Below are 16,618 nucleotides of genomic sequence, written 5' to 3' on the forward strand. Positions count from 1 at the left end.
CTATTTTTTATTTAAATATTTTTTAACTTTTTATGGTTTTATTGTAACATAAAAAGTCAAAAAGCAATCAACTCCCCATTAAACATAAAAAATAAAAGTGAGATTCTGCATTTAAAAAAGATTATCAAAACTCAAAAATATTAAAGAATCTCTTGGCTCGCTCACTTTTAGGATTAGTAAAAAATTCTTGTGGAGTAGCGATTTCAGCGATTTTTCCACTATCAAAAAACACGATTCTATCGGCGACATTTTGGGCAAATTTCATTTCGTGAGTAACAAGAATCATCGTCATACCTTGCGTTGCAAGCTCTTTGATAACCTCTAACACTTCTTTAACCATCTCAGGATCCAAAGAAGCAGTAACTTCATCAAACAACATCATTTCAGGATTCATACACAACGCTCTAACAATCGCCACTCGCTGCTTTTGCCCACCGCTTAATTCCTTAGGATAAGAATCCTTTTTGTGTGCCAACCCTACCCTTTCTAAAAGCTTGATTGCTTGAGTAGTAACTTCCTCTTTTTTGCGTTTTTGCACTTTACAAGGTGCCAAGAGAATATTATCCAAAACGCTCAAATGCGGAAACAGCTCATAACTTTGAAAAACCATTCCAATCTTTTGGCGAATCTTGCTCCAATTAATCTTTGAATCATTTGCCGCATTAATCACTTCTCCATTAAAAGTAATGCTTCCACCATTGATGCTCTCCAAACCATTAATGCATCGCAAAAATGTGCTTTTTCCGCATCCGCTAGGTCCCAATATCGCACAAACTTCGCCTTTTTTGACTTCCAAAGATACCGAATCAAGCACCAAAGTATCGCCAAATTTCTTAACCAAATTTGAAACGCTTAACAAAACTTCATTACTCATATGATTTGACATTTTTTTCCTTATACAAGTTTCTTTTCTAAATGCTTAGCAAAAAGCGACAAAGGATAACAAAGTAAAAAATACAAGGCAAAGATTCCACCATAAACCCAAAAACTTGCCTGTGGATAATGAATGAGATTGACTTCAATAATTTGTTGTCCCACCTTTAACATATCGCTAACTCCAATGAGTGCAGCTAGTGAAGTTGTTTTTATCATACGAGTAAAAAGATTCACTAATGGAGGCAAAAGCCTTCTAAAACTTTGAGGCAAAATAATAAAAACTTGAATTTGAATCTCGCTTAAGCCCAAAGCCCTTCCACTCTCGCTTTGATGCCGTGGCAAACTTGAAATCGCTCCACGCACTAAATCTCCCATTTCTGCAATACCCCATAAACTAAAAACAAGGATACACGCCCCTATTCCATTAAGATTTAAAAACGATGAAAATCCAAAATAAACAATAAAAAGCCACGCTAGAATCGGAATAATACGAATACTCTCCAAATAAAAACGACACAAAAAGCTTAAAAATCGGTTTGGCAAAGTCATCAAATATCCAAGCACAAAACCAAAAATACAAGAAAAGAAAATCGCAATGAAAGCGATTTGGAAAGTTACAAAAACACCTTGCAATAAACGCAAAATATTTTGAGGATCAAAAAGAATTTCCATTATGCCATTTTCCTTTTATAGTATTTCTCTAAAGCCAAAAATAAAAATGAAAGTGGCAAAAGCACGACAAGATAGCACAAAACAAGCAACAAAAGCGTTTCATTTGTCTTATAATAGCTACCAATCAAATCTTTAGTAATATACAAAATATCGGCTAATGCAATCGCACTCACTACTGAAGTTTCTTTTAGCAAAAATATCGCATTAGCTCCAATAAAAGGCAAACTCACCGCCAAACTTTGAGGCAATACCACATAAAACATTAATTGCATTTCACTTAGCCCCAAGCTTCTACCTGATTCTAACTGAATCCTCCCTACTGATTCTAGCCCTGCACGAAAAGATTCCGCCATATAACTTCCACCCAAAAAGATTACTCCAATTAACGCACAAGTATAGCTTGTAAGCTGCAATCCAACTTGTGGTAATCCATAATACAAGAAAAAAAGCTGAATAAGCAAAGGCGTATTGCGAGATAATTCAATATAAGCTTGACACAACGCACTCAAAAATCGCACTTTATAAAACTGCACCAAAGCAATAAAAAAGCCAAGCAAAATAGAAAATACAATCCCAAAAAACGATAAATGCAAAGTAAGCCACAAGGCTTTCCCAAAAACAGGAATCGCATTTTGGATAAAATCTAAGTCTAAATATAAAGCAGTCAATAAAATCCTTAAAACTCTTTAATATATGGATCTAACTTGATAAAATTTTAGGTAAATTATACAAAAAATACCATTAATTTTTCGTATCTTTAAGTCTCTTTTGATAGAATTTTATCCTAAAATTACCTTAGAAAATGAGGGGGCATTATGACTTATTATTATGTCAAAGTCTTTCATATTATCTCTTTTGTTACTTGGATGGCTATGTTATTTTATCTACCGCGTCTTTTTGTCTATCACGCCGAACACAAAGATAACAAGGGCTTTTGTGAAGTCATTAAAATCCAAGAAGCAAAACTTTATAACTTCATTGGCTATCCCGCAATTATCTGCACACTACTCTCTGGAATTTGGCTTTTAGTATTAGAGCCAAGTTGGCTTAAAGGCGGTTGGCTACACGCGAAAATTTTACTCATTGTGATTCTTGTGATTTATCACTTTAGCCTTCATCATTTTTTAGTTGCTTTTAGAGAAGATAGATGCCAAAAAAGCGGAAAATTCTTCCGAATGTATAATGAAGTGCCAACTCTAATTTTAATCATTGTTACTTTCCTTGTTATTATCAAACCCTTCTAAAAAGGTCTTAAAAAATGAAAAATAATAAATTATGGGGAGGAAGATTCCAAGAAAAGGCGTCTGAAATACTTGATTTATTTAACGCCTCACTTCCTTTTGATAAAAAACTTTACAAACAAGATATTTTAGGCTCAAAAATCCACTCACAAATGCTTAGCCATTGTGGGATTCTCACCCAAGAAGAATCAAAACAAATCTGCCAAGGCTTAGATCAAATTCAAGCAGAAATAGAAAAAGGTGAATTTACCTTTGATATTAGCGATGAAGATATTCATATGGCAGTAGAAAAACGCCTCATAGAAATCATTGGGGAAGTGGGCAAAAAGCTTCACACTGCGCGTAGCAGAAATGATCAAGTCGCCTTAGATTTTCGCCTTTTTGTGCTTGATTCAAATCGGCAAATCCGCGTCCTTCTTTTAGAACTTATCCAAACCTTACTTAACATTGCAGATTCTCACACTACAACTATACTCCCTGGAATGACACATCTCCAACACGCACAACCTGTAAATTTTGGCTTTTTAATGTGTGCTTATGCTTGTATGTTTGTAAGAGATTTTGAACGATTAAGTGATTCATTTAAACGCAACAATTACTGCCCATTAGGAAGTGCTGCATTAGCAGGAACACCTTATAAAACCGATCGATTCTACACTGCAAAAGCACTAGGTTTCACCGCTCCCACACTCAATGCCACTGATAGTGTAAGCGATAGAGATTTTGCGCTTGATTTTCTCTATGATTTAAGCTTAATTGCAATGCATATTTCAAGAATGGCAGAAGAACTTGTTTTGTGGAGTAGCTATGAATTTAGATTTATCACGCTTAGCGATTCTTATTCAACTGGAAGCTCAATTATGCCACAAAAGAAAAACCCTGATGTCCCTGAACTCCTTAGGGGCAAAAGTGGGCGTGTGTATGGGAATCTCTTTAGCCTACTTACCATTATGAAAGGCTTACCACTTGCATATAATAAAGACACACAAGAAGATAAAGAGGGCGTTTTTGATAGCTTTGAAACCTTAGAAATCTCCCTTAAAATTCTAAATGACTTGCTAAAAACGATGCAAATCAATCCCAAAGAAATGAAAGAAGCTTGTCAAAAAGGGCATTTAACCGCAACAGATTTGGCAGATTTTCTTGTGCAAAGTTGCAATATTCCCTTTAGAGAAGCACACCATATCACCGGAAAAGCGGTCACTTATGCTGAAAGTCTCAACAAAGACTTAAGCCAACTTAGCGCTCAAGAGCTTTGCAGCGTTGATTCTAGAATCCCACCAAAAGCTCATAACGCACTAGACTTAGAAGCTTCAATGAATAGTCGCGATTCTTATGGTGGCACTTCCACAAAAGCTACACAAACTCAAATACAAAGTTTATTAGCATGGCTACAAATCGCTAAAAGTGGGGAATGTAATGAGCGATAAACAACAAAAAATTATTTCAATGTTTGATGATATTGCCAATAGCTATGATCTAGCAAACCGCGTAATGAGTTGCGGAATCGACATTGCTTGGAGAAAAAAGGCTTGTAACCTTGCTTTTAAAAATCTCTCTACAGAAAACTTACAATCCCTAAAGATTCTTGATGTGGCTTGTGGCACGGGCGATATGATAACCCATTGGCAAAAAAACGCTAAAAATGCCAAAATTAATCTCCAAAAAATCGTTGGCGCAGATCCAAGTAGCGGTATGCTAGAAGTAGCTAAAAAAAAGCTCCCCCAAATTGATTTCACGCAATGTGAAGCCACAAAATTACCCTTTTTGGATAATGAATTTGATATTCTCTCTATTGCCTATGGAATCCGCAATGTAGTAGAACGCAAAAAAGCTCTAAGTGAGTTTGCAAGAGTACTAAAAAAAGGCGGAATTTTGGTGATTTTAGAATTTACCAAATGTGAAAATCCAAAAATGCTAGAAAAATTTATGGGTTTTTATACCAAAAATATTCTACCCTTTGTGGGCGGAATCATCTCCAAAAATTATCGTGCTTACAAGTATTTGCCAGATTCCATTGAAGAATTTTTAACCGCAAATAAACTCAATTTAGAACTCCAAGAAAACGGCTTTGAACCACTCTATACCAAATCCTTTTCGGCAAATGTCTGCACACTATTTGTCGCTAGACGCAAATAATGGAGCTTATTTTAAGCTCTCATACACACTTTTAGCTAAATTCTTTGAAAGCACCTTTTCTAATTCCTCTAAACTAGCTTCTTTGATTGCTTCAAAACTTCCAAAATACGACAAAAGTCGCTTTTGAGTTGCTTTGCCTACACCCTTAATCTCTAAAACCTTGCTTTGCTGCATTGTTTTTTGTTTTTGCTTTTGGTGAAATGTGATTGCAAATCTATGTGCTTCATCACGCAATTTTTGCAAAAACTGCAAACGCTTATCACTACTACTTAATCGGTATTCTTGTCTTTTTTCATCACGCAAAATATCTAATGCACTACCCTTTGCTCTATGGGCTTTAGCATCAAGCTTTTCTTTGGCAATACCTATCACTTCAAGATTCACTCCTGCACTATTTAATAAATCCTTAGCCAAATTAATCTGCCCAATCCCTCCATCAAGCACCCACAAATCCGGTGGAGAATCGGTGCTAAAATCCGCGATTCGACGCTCTAGCATTTCACGCATTTGCGAGTATTCATCACTACCCTCTAGCAAATAATGCCGACAAGATTCTTTAATAAACCCTTCTTCATAAACCACCATAGCTCCTACACATTGCTTTCCTCTATGATGAGAAGTGTCAAAAATTTCAATTTTATAAGGAATGCTTTGAAGAGAAAAAAGCTCTTTTAATGCTAATAACAAAGCTTCTTCATTGGTAACATTGATTTTCAAAGTTTCTCTAGCATTTTGCAATGCCAAATCACAAAGCTTCTTTTTATCTCCACTTTTTGGAAAATGGATAGGGATTTTCTTTCCTAATTGCTTAGCCAAAAACGCTTCTAATTCTTCTCTTTTTTCGCCAAAATCATAAGGAATCAAAACCTGCTTTGGCTTGATAGGAAGTGTCTTACTATAATAATTGATTAAACTCTGCGTATAGACTTCTTCAAAATTTATTTCATATTGGCTTTTAATAACATTAGTCGCGCTAGAAACAACCCTCCCCTCACGCACAAAAAACTTCACCAAAACGCCTCTATTCCCCTCACTCTCCAAAGCAAAAATATCCAAATCTTCCACTCTTGCAAAATCCACACTTGAGAGTGGATTAATTTGCTTGATTTTACTAATCCTATCTCTTAGCACCATCGCTTCTTCAAACCGCAAATTTTCAGATAAAAATTCCATTTTTTTTTCTAAAATGCTTAAAATTTTTTTAGGATTATGGATACATTCCAAAGCCTTTTGTAAGATCTCTTGATAAGCTTCCTTGCTCACTTTACCCTCACAAGGAGCCAAACAACGCTTAATCTGATAAAACAAACAAGCTTTTTTTCCCTTAAGGCAGCTTTCTTTTTGCGCAAGAGTAAAAACCTCATAAAGCGAATCTAATAAATCTCTAGCACCACTTGAATAAGGTCCAAAATAGCGAATATTTGAGCTTTTTAGAATCTTTCTTGTTAGCACAATGCGTGGAAAATCAACGGACATATCCACGCACAAATAAGGGTAAGTCTTATCATCTCGCAAAAGGATATTGTATTTGGGTTTAAGCTGCTTAATGAATGAATTCTCTAAAATCAAGGCATCATTTTCATTTTCTACCACAATATAACGCATAAAAGCAATTTGTGAAACCATTTGCGTAATTCTAGCACTTAAGTTTGGTGCTACAGAGAGTTTGGGCGTGAATCGAAAATAACTTTTGACACGATTTTTAAGATTTTTTGCTTTCCCTACATAAAGCAATCTCCCCTCGCTATCAAAATAATGATACACACCGCTTTGATTAGGAAGTTTTTTTAAGATTTCTAACAAAGTGTCATTAAGAGGAGGTAACTTTTGCTCTAATGGTTGCATACAATCGCTTTTTTGATTTCTTCAAAGATTTCATAAATTTCTTGATTTTTTGCTAGGTTTTTAAATTCTCCACTTGATAACTCACCATAACTAGTAACTTCTTGCGTTGATTCTTGTAAGGACTTTTGATAAGCACTTTTACCCACAAATGCCTTTAAATCCTTAATATCAAGCAATTTGTTTTGAATTTTTTGATATTGTTTTAATAACTGCTTTATAATTGTTAGTTTATAATCAAACTCTTGTTTAAAACAGGGATGCTTAAGGACAAAATACAAAGTGCTATTTTTGCTATAACAAAAATGAATTCCTTGTCGCAAACTAAAGGGTAGCATAATGACAAAATGCTGAATTTGCTGCCGTTGATATAATTTTTCGTATAAAGGATTATTGCAAAGATGAGACAAAATTTCACACGCTTTTTTCATTACATAATTATAGCATATCTTACTGGTTTTTTATTAGTAGGCTGTGGCTTCAAAGATGATCCATTTAACCCCAAAAGTGAGCAAACACAATAAAGGATTTTTATGCAATATGATGTGATTATTGTTGGTGCTGGAATTGCTGGATTATATGCAGCTTTAAATCTTCCAAAAGAACTCAAGGTGCTTATTCTTTGTAAAGATCAACCTTGGGAGTGCAACACCTTTTATGCACAAGGCGGAATCGCCGTTGCCAAAAATCAAGCAGATATCCCCTTACATATCACAGACACTCTAAAGGCTGGAGCAGGAATGTGCAATGAAGATGCTGTTGCCACTCTTAGTAAAGAAAGTTTGGAAGTCTTAGAAGATTTGATTGCACGCCAAACGCCTTTTGATAGAGATTCCAATGGAAATCTACTCTTCACCAAAGAAGCTGCCCATAGCACTTCAAGAATCATTCACGCTGGTGGCGACTGCACAGGTCGCGTGTTGCATAGCCATTTAATTGCACAAATCACACACACTCTATGGAAAAATGCTAGTGTTACTGAATTGCTTATTGATGATGATCACTGCTGTGGCGTGAGTGTGCTAACTAAGCGAGGAAATTATAATCTCTATGCTAATAATGTCATTTTAGCTAGTGGTGGAGTTGGCGCACTTTTTGAATACCATACAAATGCCTACACCATTTCAAGCGAATTGCATGGAATGATTTTAGAAAATGGTTTAAAACTCAAAGATATGGAAATGCTACAATTCCACCCCACGGTTTTTGTCCAAACAACACACGCAAGAAAAATGCTTTTAAGTGAAGCTTTGCGTGGAGAAGGTGCATTTGTAGTAGATTTTTGGGGCAAACGATTTTTATTTGATTATGATTCTAAAGGAGAACTCGCACCACGCGACAAAGTTGCACGATCTATCTTTGATTATAAACTTAAACTTAAAGAAAAATACCCCAATGCAAAACCCGAAGAATTAGAAGTTTATCTAGATTTTAGTGCCTTTGATAAAGACTTTTTTTATGAACGATTTCCAAATATCGCACGCAATCTTAATTCTGTGGGCTTTGATGTCCCAAAAGATAGAGTGCCTATTTCTCCTGCGTTCCATTATTGTATGGGAGGAATCCAAACAGACAATGTAGGCAAAGTCCTAGGAATGCAAAATCTCTATGCAGTAGGAGAATGTGCCTGCACAGGTGTGCATGGAGCTAACCGACTTGCTTCAAACTCTCTTTTAGAAGGATTAGTTTTTTCTCGTCGCGCTACTCAAGATATTTTAGCCAATAGCCTTTCTTTTAAGATTAGAGAATTCCCTTTACACACACAAATTCTTCAAAAAGAACGAGATGAGAATCTAAAAGCCCTTTTGCGTCATCTTATGTGGAATAAAGTTGGAATCATTCGCAAAAAAAGTGGTTTAAATGAAGCCTTAGGTGGAGTGGAAGTAATGTTACAAAGTGGAATCGGAAGATTACTTAAATTACGCCTTTTAACCGCACAAAATATCATTCAATCCGCACTTACACGCGAAGAGTCAATTGGAGCACATTACATTCAATAAATTTTTTATTTCAAAAAAGTTCAAAAATTTTTGTATTTTTTGCTATAATCCCTGCCATATCTATTATAGATTACACTCTTTTTCAAGGATACTCCGATGTCTAACTCAACTTACCCCAAGGCAAAAAGTCTTCTTTTTGTATCTGGCATTAAACCCGAAAATTTTACACCTAGTTTTGAAAGCGAAGCGGATGCGATTATTTTGGATATAGAAGATTCAGTTCCAAGTGATCGCAAAGATGAAGGTAGGGCTAATATTTTAAATTTTTGTCGCAATCATAGTCAATATAAATTCTTTGTGCGTGTCAATGATGCACAAAGTCCATTTTTTGCAGATGATATGAAGTTTTTAAAAGAACTTGGTTTAGATAAACTTCATGGTATTATGTTAGCCAAAACCGAACAAAAAGAACATGTAGAATCTGTTAATGCAGCACTTGGCAAGATTCCATTGCTTTTACTTATTGAAAGTGCAATGGGTGTGCAAAATGTTAATCTTACCGCCTCACAACCCAATGTCAGACAACTTGCCTTTGGGGCTTTTGATATGATTTTAGATCTAGGTTTAAGAGATGGGGAAGGCAAAGATTTTATGCTTAATTATGTGCGAACACAAATAGCATTAGCAAGCAGAATCAACAATCTTTTACCCCCTATTAATCGTGTTTTCCCTAACACTAGAGATGAATCAAGACTCAAAATAAATATGGAATTAGCTTATTCTATGGGTTTTGGTGGTTCATTAACTTTCTATCCAAATCAACTTCCAATTATCAATGCGATTTTTGCTCAAGGCAATAATCAAATTGAATGGGCAAAAGAAGTTATGCGGTTAGTAGCAATTCACAAAGGAGAGCCATTTAGCTTTGAAGGTAATGTCGTAGATCTTCCTATGATTAAAAAAGCACAAGGTATTTTGGAGAGAAAATACTAAAAGCCTAGAAGCTTAAAAGCTTCTAGCTTAAAGGTTTTCTAGCATTTTTTGATAAGCAGCTTTAGTCCCAGGTCGCACATTGCTTATTAAACTAAAGATGATAATTGCTAAAGATGCCACTAAGAATCCTGGGATAATCTCATAGATACCCGTATAAGCAAAAAATTGCTTCCATAGCACTACTACAGCCGCACCACTAATCATTCCAGCAATGGCACCAATTCTTGTCATTCTACTCCAAAAAAGTGAAAAAATCATCACCGATCCAAAAGATGCTCCAAACCCTGCCCAAGCATAGGCTACAATGCTTAAAACGCTTGAATCTTTATCAGTAGAAATAACAAACGCAATCAAAGCCACTATAAGCACTCCAATTTTACCCAAACGCAACACCATAGCGTTTGAAGCTTCTTGTTTAAAAATCTTTTTATAAAAATCCTCTGCAATTGTTGAACTAGAAACAAGCAATTGCGAACTAGCTGTGCTCATAATAGCTGCCAAAATTGCACTCAATAGGATTCCAGCTATCCAAGGATTAAATAACAATTGAGACATAACTATAAAAATCCTCTCTGGATCTGCTAAAGTAAGGTTAAATTTATTAATATAAGCTACGCCTAACATACCAATAAAACAAGCCGCAACAAGACAAACTACCATCCAACCTATACCAATAAAAGTTGCCTTTGGGATATCCCTAGTTGATCGAATCGACATAAAACGCACAAGAATATGAGGCTGTCCAAAATAACCAAGCCCCCAAGCAAGAGCAGAAATAATTCCCACTAAGGACACACCACTAAACCATTGTAATCTCTCTTTTGCCACAAAAGGTATTTTTGAGAATGCTAAAAGCAACGAAGTTAAAGTTTCACTATCATTGGTTTCTACTGCTAATTCAAGTCTTTTAGCAAGATCGCTTGAAGTAACTAAAGAGTTTAAATCTTGATTAAAAAGCATCAAAATTTGTGTATCATTTTTAAGATTTTTATCAAGATTAGTAGCACTAATATTACGATCTTGAGTATTTTTAAGTGCTGCGATTAAAGATTGTATTTTTTCTTGAGATTCTACAGATTGGAGATTGTTTAGTATATTTGGGATTTGCCCTTGAATTTCAATAATCTTTTTACTTGAATCATCAGAAAGGCTAATGTATTTCTTTGCTTCACTCAAACCTCCAATGTGTGAAAGCATTACAAGCGGCAAAGCAACAAGTGCTAAAAGCATTAATAAGCCTTGAATCATATCTGTCCAACACACTGCCTTATAACCTCCAAAAAAGGTATAAGCTACAATAATCAAAGTTCCTGTAGTGAGTGCATAAGAATATTTAATCCCAAAGACTTCTTCAAAAAGTTTTGCCCCACTTACAAGCCCCGATGAAACATAAAAAGTAAAGAAAATAAGAATCACCACCGCACAAACTACACGCAAAATATGTTTATCATCACTAAAGCGTGTCTCAAAATAATCCGGAATTGTTAATGAATCGGCTACAACACTTGTATAAATGCGAAGTCTCTTGGCGACAAAAATCCAATTCAAACTCGCTCCTATAGTCAAACCTATGGCAATGTAACTATCAATAAACCCACTTACATACAAAGCTCCCGGTAAGCCCATAAGCAACCATCCGCTCATATCTGAAGCTCCAGCACTTAGTGCTGAAACCACAGGACCCATAGAACGCCCACCTAGAAAATAATCTTCACTGCTTTTATTTTGTCGGTAAAAATAAAAACCTATAAATAACATTAAAGCCGCATAAGCAACAAACATAACTGCAATAGGCGTATTGATATTTACAACTTCCATTCATTCTCCTTTTATTTTTCTAAAGCTCGGATTCCTAAATTTCCATAGCGATGATAAGATATACTCACAGATTTTTCATTGTGATAGAATAGAAGCTCAAATCGACCATTTATAAGTGGCTTCTCTCTAATAATAATCTTAGCTAATCTTGAAGCTTCTCTATAAATCTTATCATCAACATTTGGTATCAAGTGGTAGCGGATTCTTTCATAATTTGAAATTTTATTCACAAAATCCTCTTGTGTTTCTTCTAAGAACTCAACTTTAAAGCCTAGCTTTTGACACAATTCCTTTGCTTTTTGTATGTGTGGATTTTCTTCAAAGCTTACTAAAAGCTCTATTGTTGCTATATTTGCAGCCAAAATAACCCCCAAAATATCTCTTAGGCTATCCTCTTTGCAAACCCTGTAAGCTAGATTTTTAATCTTAGTGTAAGAAAAGAGATTATCCTCGCCCCTAATATCAACATAATCTTTTGCTACAGAAAATTCATTTTTATAATGATAGGCATAAGATTGTGCCATTTTATCAAGCTCACTCATTCCCAAATCTTTAAGTGTTGTTGAAATTCTATTTTCAAGCAAATGATTATCTGCTTCTTCTTGGGTAATTTCTAAAAATTGCGTAATGTAGTTATAAATTCCCACCTTTCTACCAAAACCTATGGCTGATTTTTTCACTCCACCAAAAGGCTGACGAAGCACGATAGCGCCAGTAGTTGGCTTATTGATATAAATATTTCCTGCTTCTATATGCGTATGGAAATACTCCCATTCTCTTTCATCAAGACTTTCAAAACCAGCTGTCAAACCATATCCTGTAGCATTAACTATCTCAATAGCTTCCTTAAGATCTTTTGCCCTCATCACACTAAGAATGGGCGCAAAAAGCTCTGTCATATGCGTAAAATCACCTTTTTTGGTGCCATATTTTATGCCCGGACTCATTAAATGTTTATTGTCATCTATAAATTTTGGTTTTAACGCCCATTCTTCATAAGGCTTCAATTCATCTAAGGCTCTTTGGACTTTTGGATCAATTTCATCACAAAGTGCTGCAATTTTATTTTTAAATTCAAAAGGTGAGCCAACTAGCATAGATGAAGCTGCATCCACAAGGGTTTTTTTGAATTCCTTATCATTATAAACCTCATCTTCAAGAACAAGCAAAGAAGTAGCTGAACACTTCTGTCCTGAATTTGAAAAAGCAGAGTGGATAATGTTTTTAATCGCACTATCCCTATCGGCAAATTTTGAGACAATGGTAGCATTTTTACCGCCAGTTTCTGCGCTTAAAAGCAAGGTTGGGTTAGCTTCTAGCATCCTATAGGCTGTCTCTTCTCCTCCTGTGAGAATAGCAAATTTTATCGCTTCATTAGTGAGTAAATATTTTGAAATATCACTTCCTTTTGAAGGCAAGAAAATAAGGGCATCTTTTGGCACTCCAGCTTCCCACAAACATTCACATATCATATACCCTGTGAGTGTAGATAAAGATGAAGGCTTATAAATCACTGCATTACCCGCTGCTAATGGAGCTACTATTGTCCCCACTGAGATTCCAACAGGGAAATTCCAAGGGGCGATTGTTACTCCAACACCTTTGGGTGCAAATTTTGTTTTTGGATTTTGCTTGATTAATGTAGCCAAAGAATGAGGATAGAATTCAGTAAAGTCAATAGCTTCACTCACTTCAGGATCAATTTCTAAAAAAGTCTTTCCTACTTCTAGGGCTGCAATTCCTATTAAATCCCCTCTTTTTTCCCTCATAATCTTGGCTGCCTTGGCTAAAATTTGATGAATCTCATCAAAACTTTTTTCTTTAAATTTAGAATTTTTAGCAACTTCTAGGGCTTGTTTAATCTCTTTTTCACCAGCTAAATGCACTTGAGCAATCAAACGATTTTTAATCTTATCTCTTACTTCTATGTGTTTTAAATCCGCCTTTTTAATCACTTCAGAAATCACAGGATAGACTTCATAGGCTTCTAAATTTTCATATTTTTCTTTGATTTTTTTTGCCCATTCTCTATTTTGAGGCAAAATAAAATCTGTATCACTTTCATTTTTGAATACCTTAGTTTCATAGGCACTTTTGATTGTTAATTCTTTATTTCTATCTTGCGTTCTATGGGTGCTGTTATCCAAATTTTTGATGCCTTCAAGGCTTTTTAAAAACAATGCTTTTTGTGCTTGCCAATTTGCATCACCGACCTTTAAATTAAAGAAATACCGCATAAAATTATCTTCACTAGTATTTTCATCAAGTCTTCGAACAAGGTAAGCTATGGCATTGTTGAAATGCGCTTCATCACACACGGGTGCATACAAAATAAGATTATGAAGTTTAGAAATCTCATAAGAACATTGCAAACTCATACCCTCAAGCATTTCAAAGGTAAAGCTCCCAAATGCGTTTGCTTCTTTGATTCTTGTATAGGCATAAGCAATTTCAAAAATGTTATGACTTGCTATACCAATGTTGATATATTTATAATTTTCATCTTGTAAGATAAAATCAAGCATTTTATTATAATTACTATCTGTATCAATCTTTTTAGAGAAAGTAGGAAGCTCCCAGCCCCTTTGACTAGCGATTGTCTCCTCACTCTCCATATTTGCACCTTTTACAAAGCGAATTTTTATAGGTTTTTTACCTTCCTGCACTCTTTGTTTTGAAAAAGCAAAGAGTTTTTTAAGATATTCATAAGAATCCGGTATATAAGCCTGTAAAACAATACCTGCTTTAATATTAAATTTAGAAAGACTTTCCATAAAGGCAGCAACTGTTAGCTCAAGATCCCGAAATTCTTCCATATCAAGATTGATAAATTTCTCCACACCTTGCCTTTTTTCCTCCACTTCGGCTAGGGCATAAAGATGATCGAGTCTTTTTACCACTTCATTTTTTGAATATTCAAAGTCTATAATGTTGATTTGTGAAAAAATAGTGGTGATTTTGATAGAAATATATGTAATAAAACTTGATTGCAAAGCTTCTTCATACTTTTGGATTCGATATTGCGATTCTGCTTCACCCAAGACCTCTTCACCAATTAAATTTACATTTAAAGTAATGTGATCATTTTGCTTTCTTTTCTCCATATGTGGTTTTAAAAAACTCTCATTTGCATCTAGCACCATAGCACTTGTATCTTTTCTCAAATGAGAGACAAAAAAGGGAACAGAAACATTTGGCGCGAATCGACCCAAAGTAATAAAACTATAAAGCAAGAATTTTTCAAAGGGCGAGAAAAAGTCTGCTATACCAAATTTATTTAAAGTGTGTTCTATTAACTCAAAAGAAGCTCTTTTATCTTTGCATCTAAAAGATCGATCCAAAAGCTCTATAAGCATAACTTTATTTTTGGGATTGCTAAGTAATTTTTGCATTTTGCCATGAAATTCTCGCTCACTTTGTGAAATATTTGCTTCAATCTTGCTTTGTAGCTCTTCAGCAAATTTGAGAGATTCTTCTATTATTTGTTTCATTTATAACTCCTTAAGGTTATTTTTAAATACATTTATCACCATTTTACAAAAAATTACAAAAACGCCAATAAGGTTCTATAAAAATTATCTTACTTTTTAGTCTTAATGTCTATTTTAGTAACATCAATAATTCAAATATGCTATAATTTCAGATTGATTTTTCAAACTAAGTGGCACTATGGGATATCTTATTTTTGCACTTACAATGCTTTGCATTTATATGCGCCCTTTTAAACTACCCATATGGATCTTTAGCACACTTGGAGCAATGTGTGCCTATGGTTTAAATGCAGTCAGTCTTGATGATATTATGCTTGTGTGGAAAATCACCAAACCTAGCACTTTAGCACTCATTGGACTTATTCTTTTTAGCCTTGCTTTTGAGAAACTTGGATTCTTTTCTCATCTTGCCTCACACATCATCCCTAACTCGCATTTTATTCATACTTGGAAATTTTTTGTATTACTTATCATTTTAGGCAGTGTAGTGAGTATGGTTTTTGCCAATGATGGAGCAATTTTAGTGCTAACTCCACTTGTATTGGCACTTTTTAACAAAATAGACTTTAGCAAACAAAAACTCACCACCCCAAAAATAAAATTATTTGCTTCTTTCTCACCTCTTGTAGTTTTCTTGCTTCTTATTAGCTTTATTAGCGATTTTGCCTCCAATGCCCTTATTATTTCCAATCTTACTAACATTATCACAGCAGAAATGTTTGAAATCAACTTTTTACACTTTGCTATGATGATGGCACTACCTCAAATTTTTGGAATATTTGTCTTTATCATCATTGCTTGGATTTGTTTTAAGCATTTTCTACCACACACCCTACACTTCACCCTAGATACTCCAACTCATAGCAATGCACATTCTAATCCAAAGTCAAACTACAAGCCCTCCAAAATAACTCTCACTCTATGCTATATCTTAATCATCATTTTATTTATAGGCATCACTATTGGGCAACGCTATGGTATAGAACTCTATGTATTTTTATTTAGCATTAGCTTTATTGCACTTATCTATGCCAAAGCTTTAGGCTTGATTCAAGCCAAAACTTTATTAAAAGAAACTCCTTTTTCTGTGGTAGTTTTTAGTTTTGGACTTTTTATTGTTGTCTTTGGAGTGAAAAATGCAGGATTTTTAAGCACTATGCGAACTATTTTTGATACCATAGATCTAGCACCGCTTTTAATGCAAATTTTTAGCGTTGGAATCTTCTCAAGCCTTGGATCTAGCATTATAAACAATCTTCCTATGGTGCTTTTAGGTAATCTCACACTTCAATCTTTTGAGCTTAATTCACTACAAACTCAAATCCTTGCATTTGCACACTTACTAGGTTGCAATATTGGCTCCAAACTTACACCCCTAGGATCACTTGCCACCCTACTCTTTTTGCTTAAACTTAAAATCTACAATATCAAAATTTCACTTTTACAATACATAAGTTTTGCTTTTATTCTTACCTTTTGTGTTCTTTTAGCTGCTCTTTTTGGGCTATGGATAAGCACAATAATTCTCTATTAAACTCCTTAAAACTAGCACCAAACCCCTTACAAACCTTTAATTTAAATTACTTTTAGTGTAGAATCACATTTT

Annotated in this window: 13 protein-coding genes; 6 read left to right on the forward strand and 7 right to left on the reverse strand. The window is 34.8% G+C overall.

Going from position 1 to position 16,618, the window contains the following annotated elements:
- Nucleotides 1-124 precede the first annotated feature (124 nt).
- Genes HCAN_RS06265 through HCAN_RS06275 form a run of 3 tightly spaced genes read right to left on the reverse strand, consistent with a single transcriptional unit; the run spans nucleotide 125 to nucleotide 2,216 of the window.
- Nucleotides 125-886, reverse strand: a complete 762-nt coding sequence (locus tag HCAN_RS06265; RefSeq protein ID WP_006656922.1) for an amino acid ABC transporter ATP-binding protein — start codon at nucleotides 884-886, stop codon at nucleotides 125-127.
- 8 nt (nucleotides 887-894) lie between these two features.
- On the reverse strand, nucleotides 895-1,548 hold the full coding sequence (locus HCAN_RS06270) for an amino acid ABC transporter permease (protein ID WP_006656260.1): 654 nt from the start codon (nucleotides 1,546-1,548) through the stop codon (nucleotides 895-897).
- Nucleotides 1,548-2,216 carry an amino acid ABC transporter permease gene (locus HCAN_RS06275; protein WP_006656261.1) on the reverse strand — a complete coding sequence of 223 codons (669 nt, stop codon included), beginning with the start codon at nucleotides 2,214-2,216 and terminating at the stop codon, nucleotides 1,548-1,550. The genes HCAN_RS06270 and HCAN_RS06275 overlap by 1 nt, the downstream gene beginning before the upstream one ends.
- 147 nt (nucleotides 2,217-2,363) lie before the next feature.
- Here HCAN_RS06275 and hemJ point away from each other — a divergent pair, with 147 nt between their 5' ends.
- Genes hemJ through ubiE form a run of 3 tightly spaced genes read left to right on the forward strand, consistent with a single transcriptional unit; the run spans nucleotide 2,364 to nucleotide 4,928 of the window.
- Nucleotides 2,364-2,792 carry a protoporphyrinogen oxidase HemJ gene (hemJ, locus tag HCAN_RS06280; RefSeq protein WP_006656262.1) on the forward strand — a complete coding sequence of 143 codons (429 nt, stop codon included), beginning with the start codon at nucleotides 2,364-2,366 and terminating at the stop codon, nucleotides 2,790-2,792.
- 14 nt (nucleotides 2,793-2,806) lie between these two features.
- Nucleotides 2,807-4,219: an argininosuccinate lyase gene (gene argH, locus HCAN_RS06285; RefSeq protein WP_006656263.1), complete on the forward strand. Its 1,413-nt coding sequence runs from the start codon at nucleotides 2,807-2,809 to the stop codon at nucleotides 4,217-4,219.
- Nucleotides 4,209-4,928, forward strand: a complete 720-nt coding sequence (gene ubiE, locus HCAN_RS06290; protein WP_006656264.1) for a bifunctional demethylmenaquinone methyltransferase/2-methoxy-6-polyprenyl-1,4-benzoquinol methylase UbiE — start codon at nucleotides 4,209-4,211, stop codon at nucleotides 4,926-4,928. The genes argH and ubiE overlap by 11 nt, the downstream gene beginning before the upstream one ends.
- Before the next feature lie 6 nt (nucleotides 4,929-4,934).
- On the opposite strand, the gene uvrC is transcribed toward ubiE, so the two are convergent.
- Together uvrC and HCAN_RS06300 are read right to left on the reverse strand one after the other, a co-directional pair.
- Nucleotides 4,935-6,773, reverse strand: coding sequence for an excinuclease ABC subunit UvrC (gene uvrC / locus HCAN_RS06295; RefSeq protein WP_006656265.1), 1,839 nt, complete (start codon nucleotides 6,771-6,773; stop codon nucleotides 4,935-4,937).
- Nucleotides 6,761-7,201 (reverse strand): hypothetical protein, encoded by a 441-nt coding sequence (locus tag HCAN_RS06300; RefSeq protein WP_006656923.1) that lies wholly within the window; start codon nucleotides 7,199-7,201, stop codon nucleotides 6,761-6,763. The genes uvrC and HCAN_RS06300 overlap by 13 nt, the downstream gene beginning before the upstream one ends.
- 102 nt (nucleotides 7,202-7,303) lie before the next feature.
- Between HCAN_RS06300 and HCAN_RS06305 the strand changes: the two genes are divergently transcribed.
- On the forward strand, nucleotides 7,304-8,770 hold the full coding sequence (locus HCAN_RS06305; protein ID WP_006656268.1) for an L-aspartate oxidase: 1,467 nt from the start codon (nucleotides 7,304-7,306) through the stop codon (nucleotides 8,768-8,770).
- A gap of 96 nt (nucleotides 8,771-8,866) precedes the next feature.
- A complete protein-coding gene (locus HCAN_RS06310; RefSeq protein WP_006656269.1) occupies nucleotides 8,867-9,703 on the forward strand; it encodes an HpcH/HpaI aldolase/citrate lyase family protein in 837 nt (278 codons plus the stop codon).
- Between the two features lie 27 nt (nucleotides 9,704-9,730).
- Here HCAN_RS06310 and HCAN_RS06315 read toward each other — a convergent pair whose 3' ends face one another.
- Nucleotides 9,731-11,521: a sodium:solute symporter family transporter gene (locus HCAN_RS06315; protein WP_006656270.1), complete on the reverse strand. Its 1,791-nt coding sequence runs from the start codon at nucleotides 11,519-11,521 to the stop codon at nucleotides 9,731-9,733.
- A gap of 11 nt (nucleotides 11,522-11,532) precedes the next feature.
- Nucleotides 11,533-15,012 (reverse strand): proline dehydrogenase family protein, encoded by a 3,480-nt coding sequence (locus HCAN_RS06320; RefSeq protein ID WP_006656271.1) that lies wholly within the window; start codon nucleotides 15,010-15,012, stop codon nucleotides 11,533-11,535.
- Nucleotides 15,013-15,190: 178 nt separating this feature from the next.
- On the opposite strand from HCAN_RS06320, the gene HCAN_RS06325 reads away from it, so the two are divergent.
- Nucleotides 15,191-16,546, forward strand: a complete 1,356-nt coding sequence (locus HCAN_RS06325; RefSeq protein ID WP_006656924.1) for an ArsB/NhaD family transporter — start codon at nucleotides 15,191-15,193, stop codon at nucleotides 16,544-16,546.
- The last annotated feature ends 72 nt before the right edge of the window (nucleotides 16,547-16,618 follow it).

Origin of the sequence: Helicobacter canadensis MIT 98-5491, assembly GCF_000162575.1 — a bacterium.
Lineage (GTDB): Bacteria > Campylobacterota > Campylobacteria > Campylobacterales > Helicobacteraceae > Helicobacter_D > Helicobacter_D canadensis.

What these genes read in the sequence shown, in the direction of transcription:
- HCAN_RS06310 (WP_006656269.1), top strand. Translation starts at nt 8,867, where the DNA reads ATGTCTAACTCAACTTACCCCAAGGCAAAAAGTCTTCTTTTTGTATCT.
- hemJ (WP_006656262.1), top strand. Translation starts at nt 2,364, where the DNA reads ATGACTTATTATTATGTCAAAGTCTTTCATATTATCTCTTTTGTTACT.
- HCAN_RS06265 (WP_006656922.1), bottom strand. Translation starts at nt 886, where the DNA reads ATGTCAAATCATATGAGTAATGAAGTTTTGTTAAGCGTTTCAAATTTG.
- HCAN_RS06300 (WP_006656923.1), bottom strand. Translation starts at nt 7,201, where the DNA reads ATGAAAAAAGCGTGTGAAATTTTGTCTCATCTTTGCAATAATCCTTTA.
- ubiE (WP_006656264.1), top strand. Translation starts at nt 4,209, where the DNA reads ATGAGCGATAAACAACAAAAAATTATTTCAATGTTTGATGATATTGCC.
- uvrC (WP_006656265.1), bottom strand. Translation starts at nt 6,773, where the DNA reads ATGCAACCATTAGAGCAAAAGTTACCTCCTCTTAATGACACTTTGTTA.
- HCAN_RS06270 (WP_006656260.1), bottom strand. Translation starts at nt 1,548, where the DNA reads ATGGAAATTCTTTTTGATCCTCAAAATATTTTGCGTTTATTGCAAGGT.
- HCAN_RS06305 (WP_006656268.1), top strand. Translation starts at nt 7,304, where the DNA reads ATGCAATATGATGTGATTATTGTTGGTGCTGGAATTGCTGGATTATAT.
- argH (WP_006656263.1), top strand. Translation starts at nt 2,807, where the DNA reads ATGAAAAATAATAAATTATGGGGAGGAAGATTCCAAGAAAAGGCGTCT.
- HCAN_RS06320 (WP_006656271.1), bottom strand. Translation starts at nt 15,012, where the DNA reads ATGAAACAAATAATAGAAGAATCTCTCAAATTTGCTGAAGAGCTACAA.
- HCAN_RS06315 (WP_006656270.1), bottom strand. Translation starts at nt 11,521, where the DNA reads ATGGAAGTTGTAAATATCAATACGCCTATTGCAGTTATGTTTGTTGCT.
- HCAN_RS06325 (WP_006656924.1), top strand. Translation starts at nt 15,191, where the DNA reads ATGGGATATCTTATTTTTGCACTTACAATGCTTTGCATTTATATGCGC.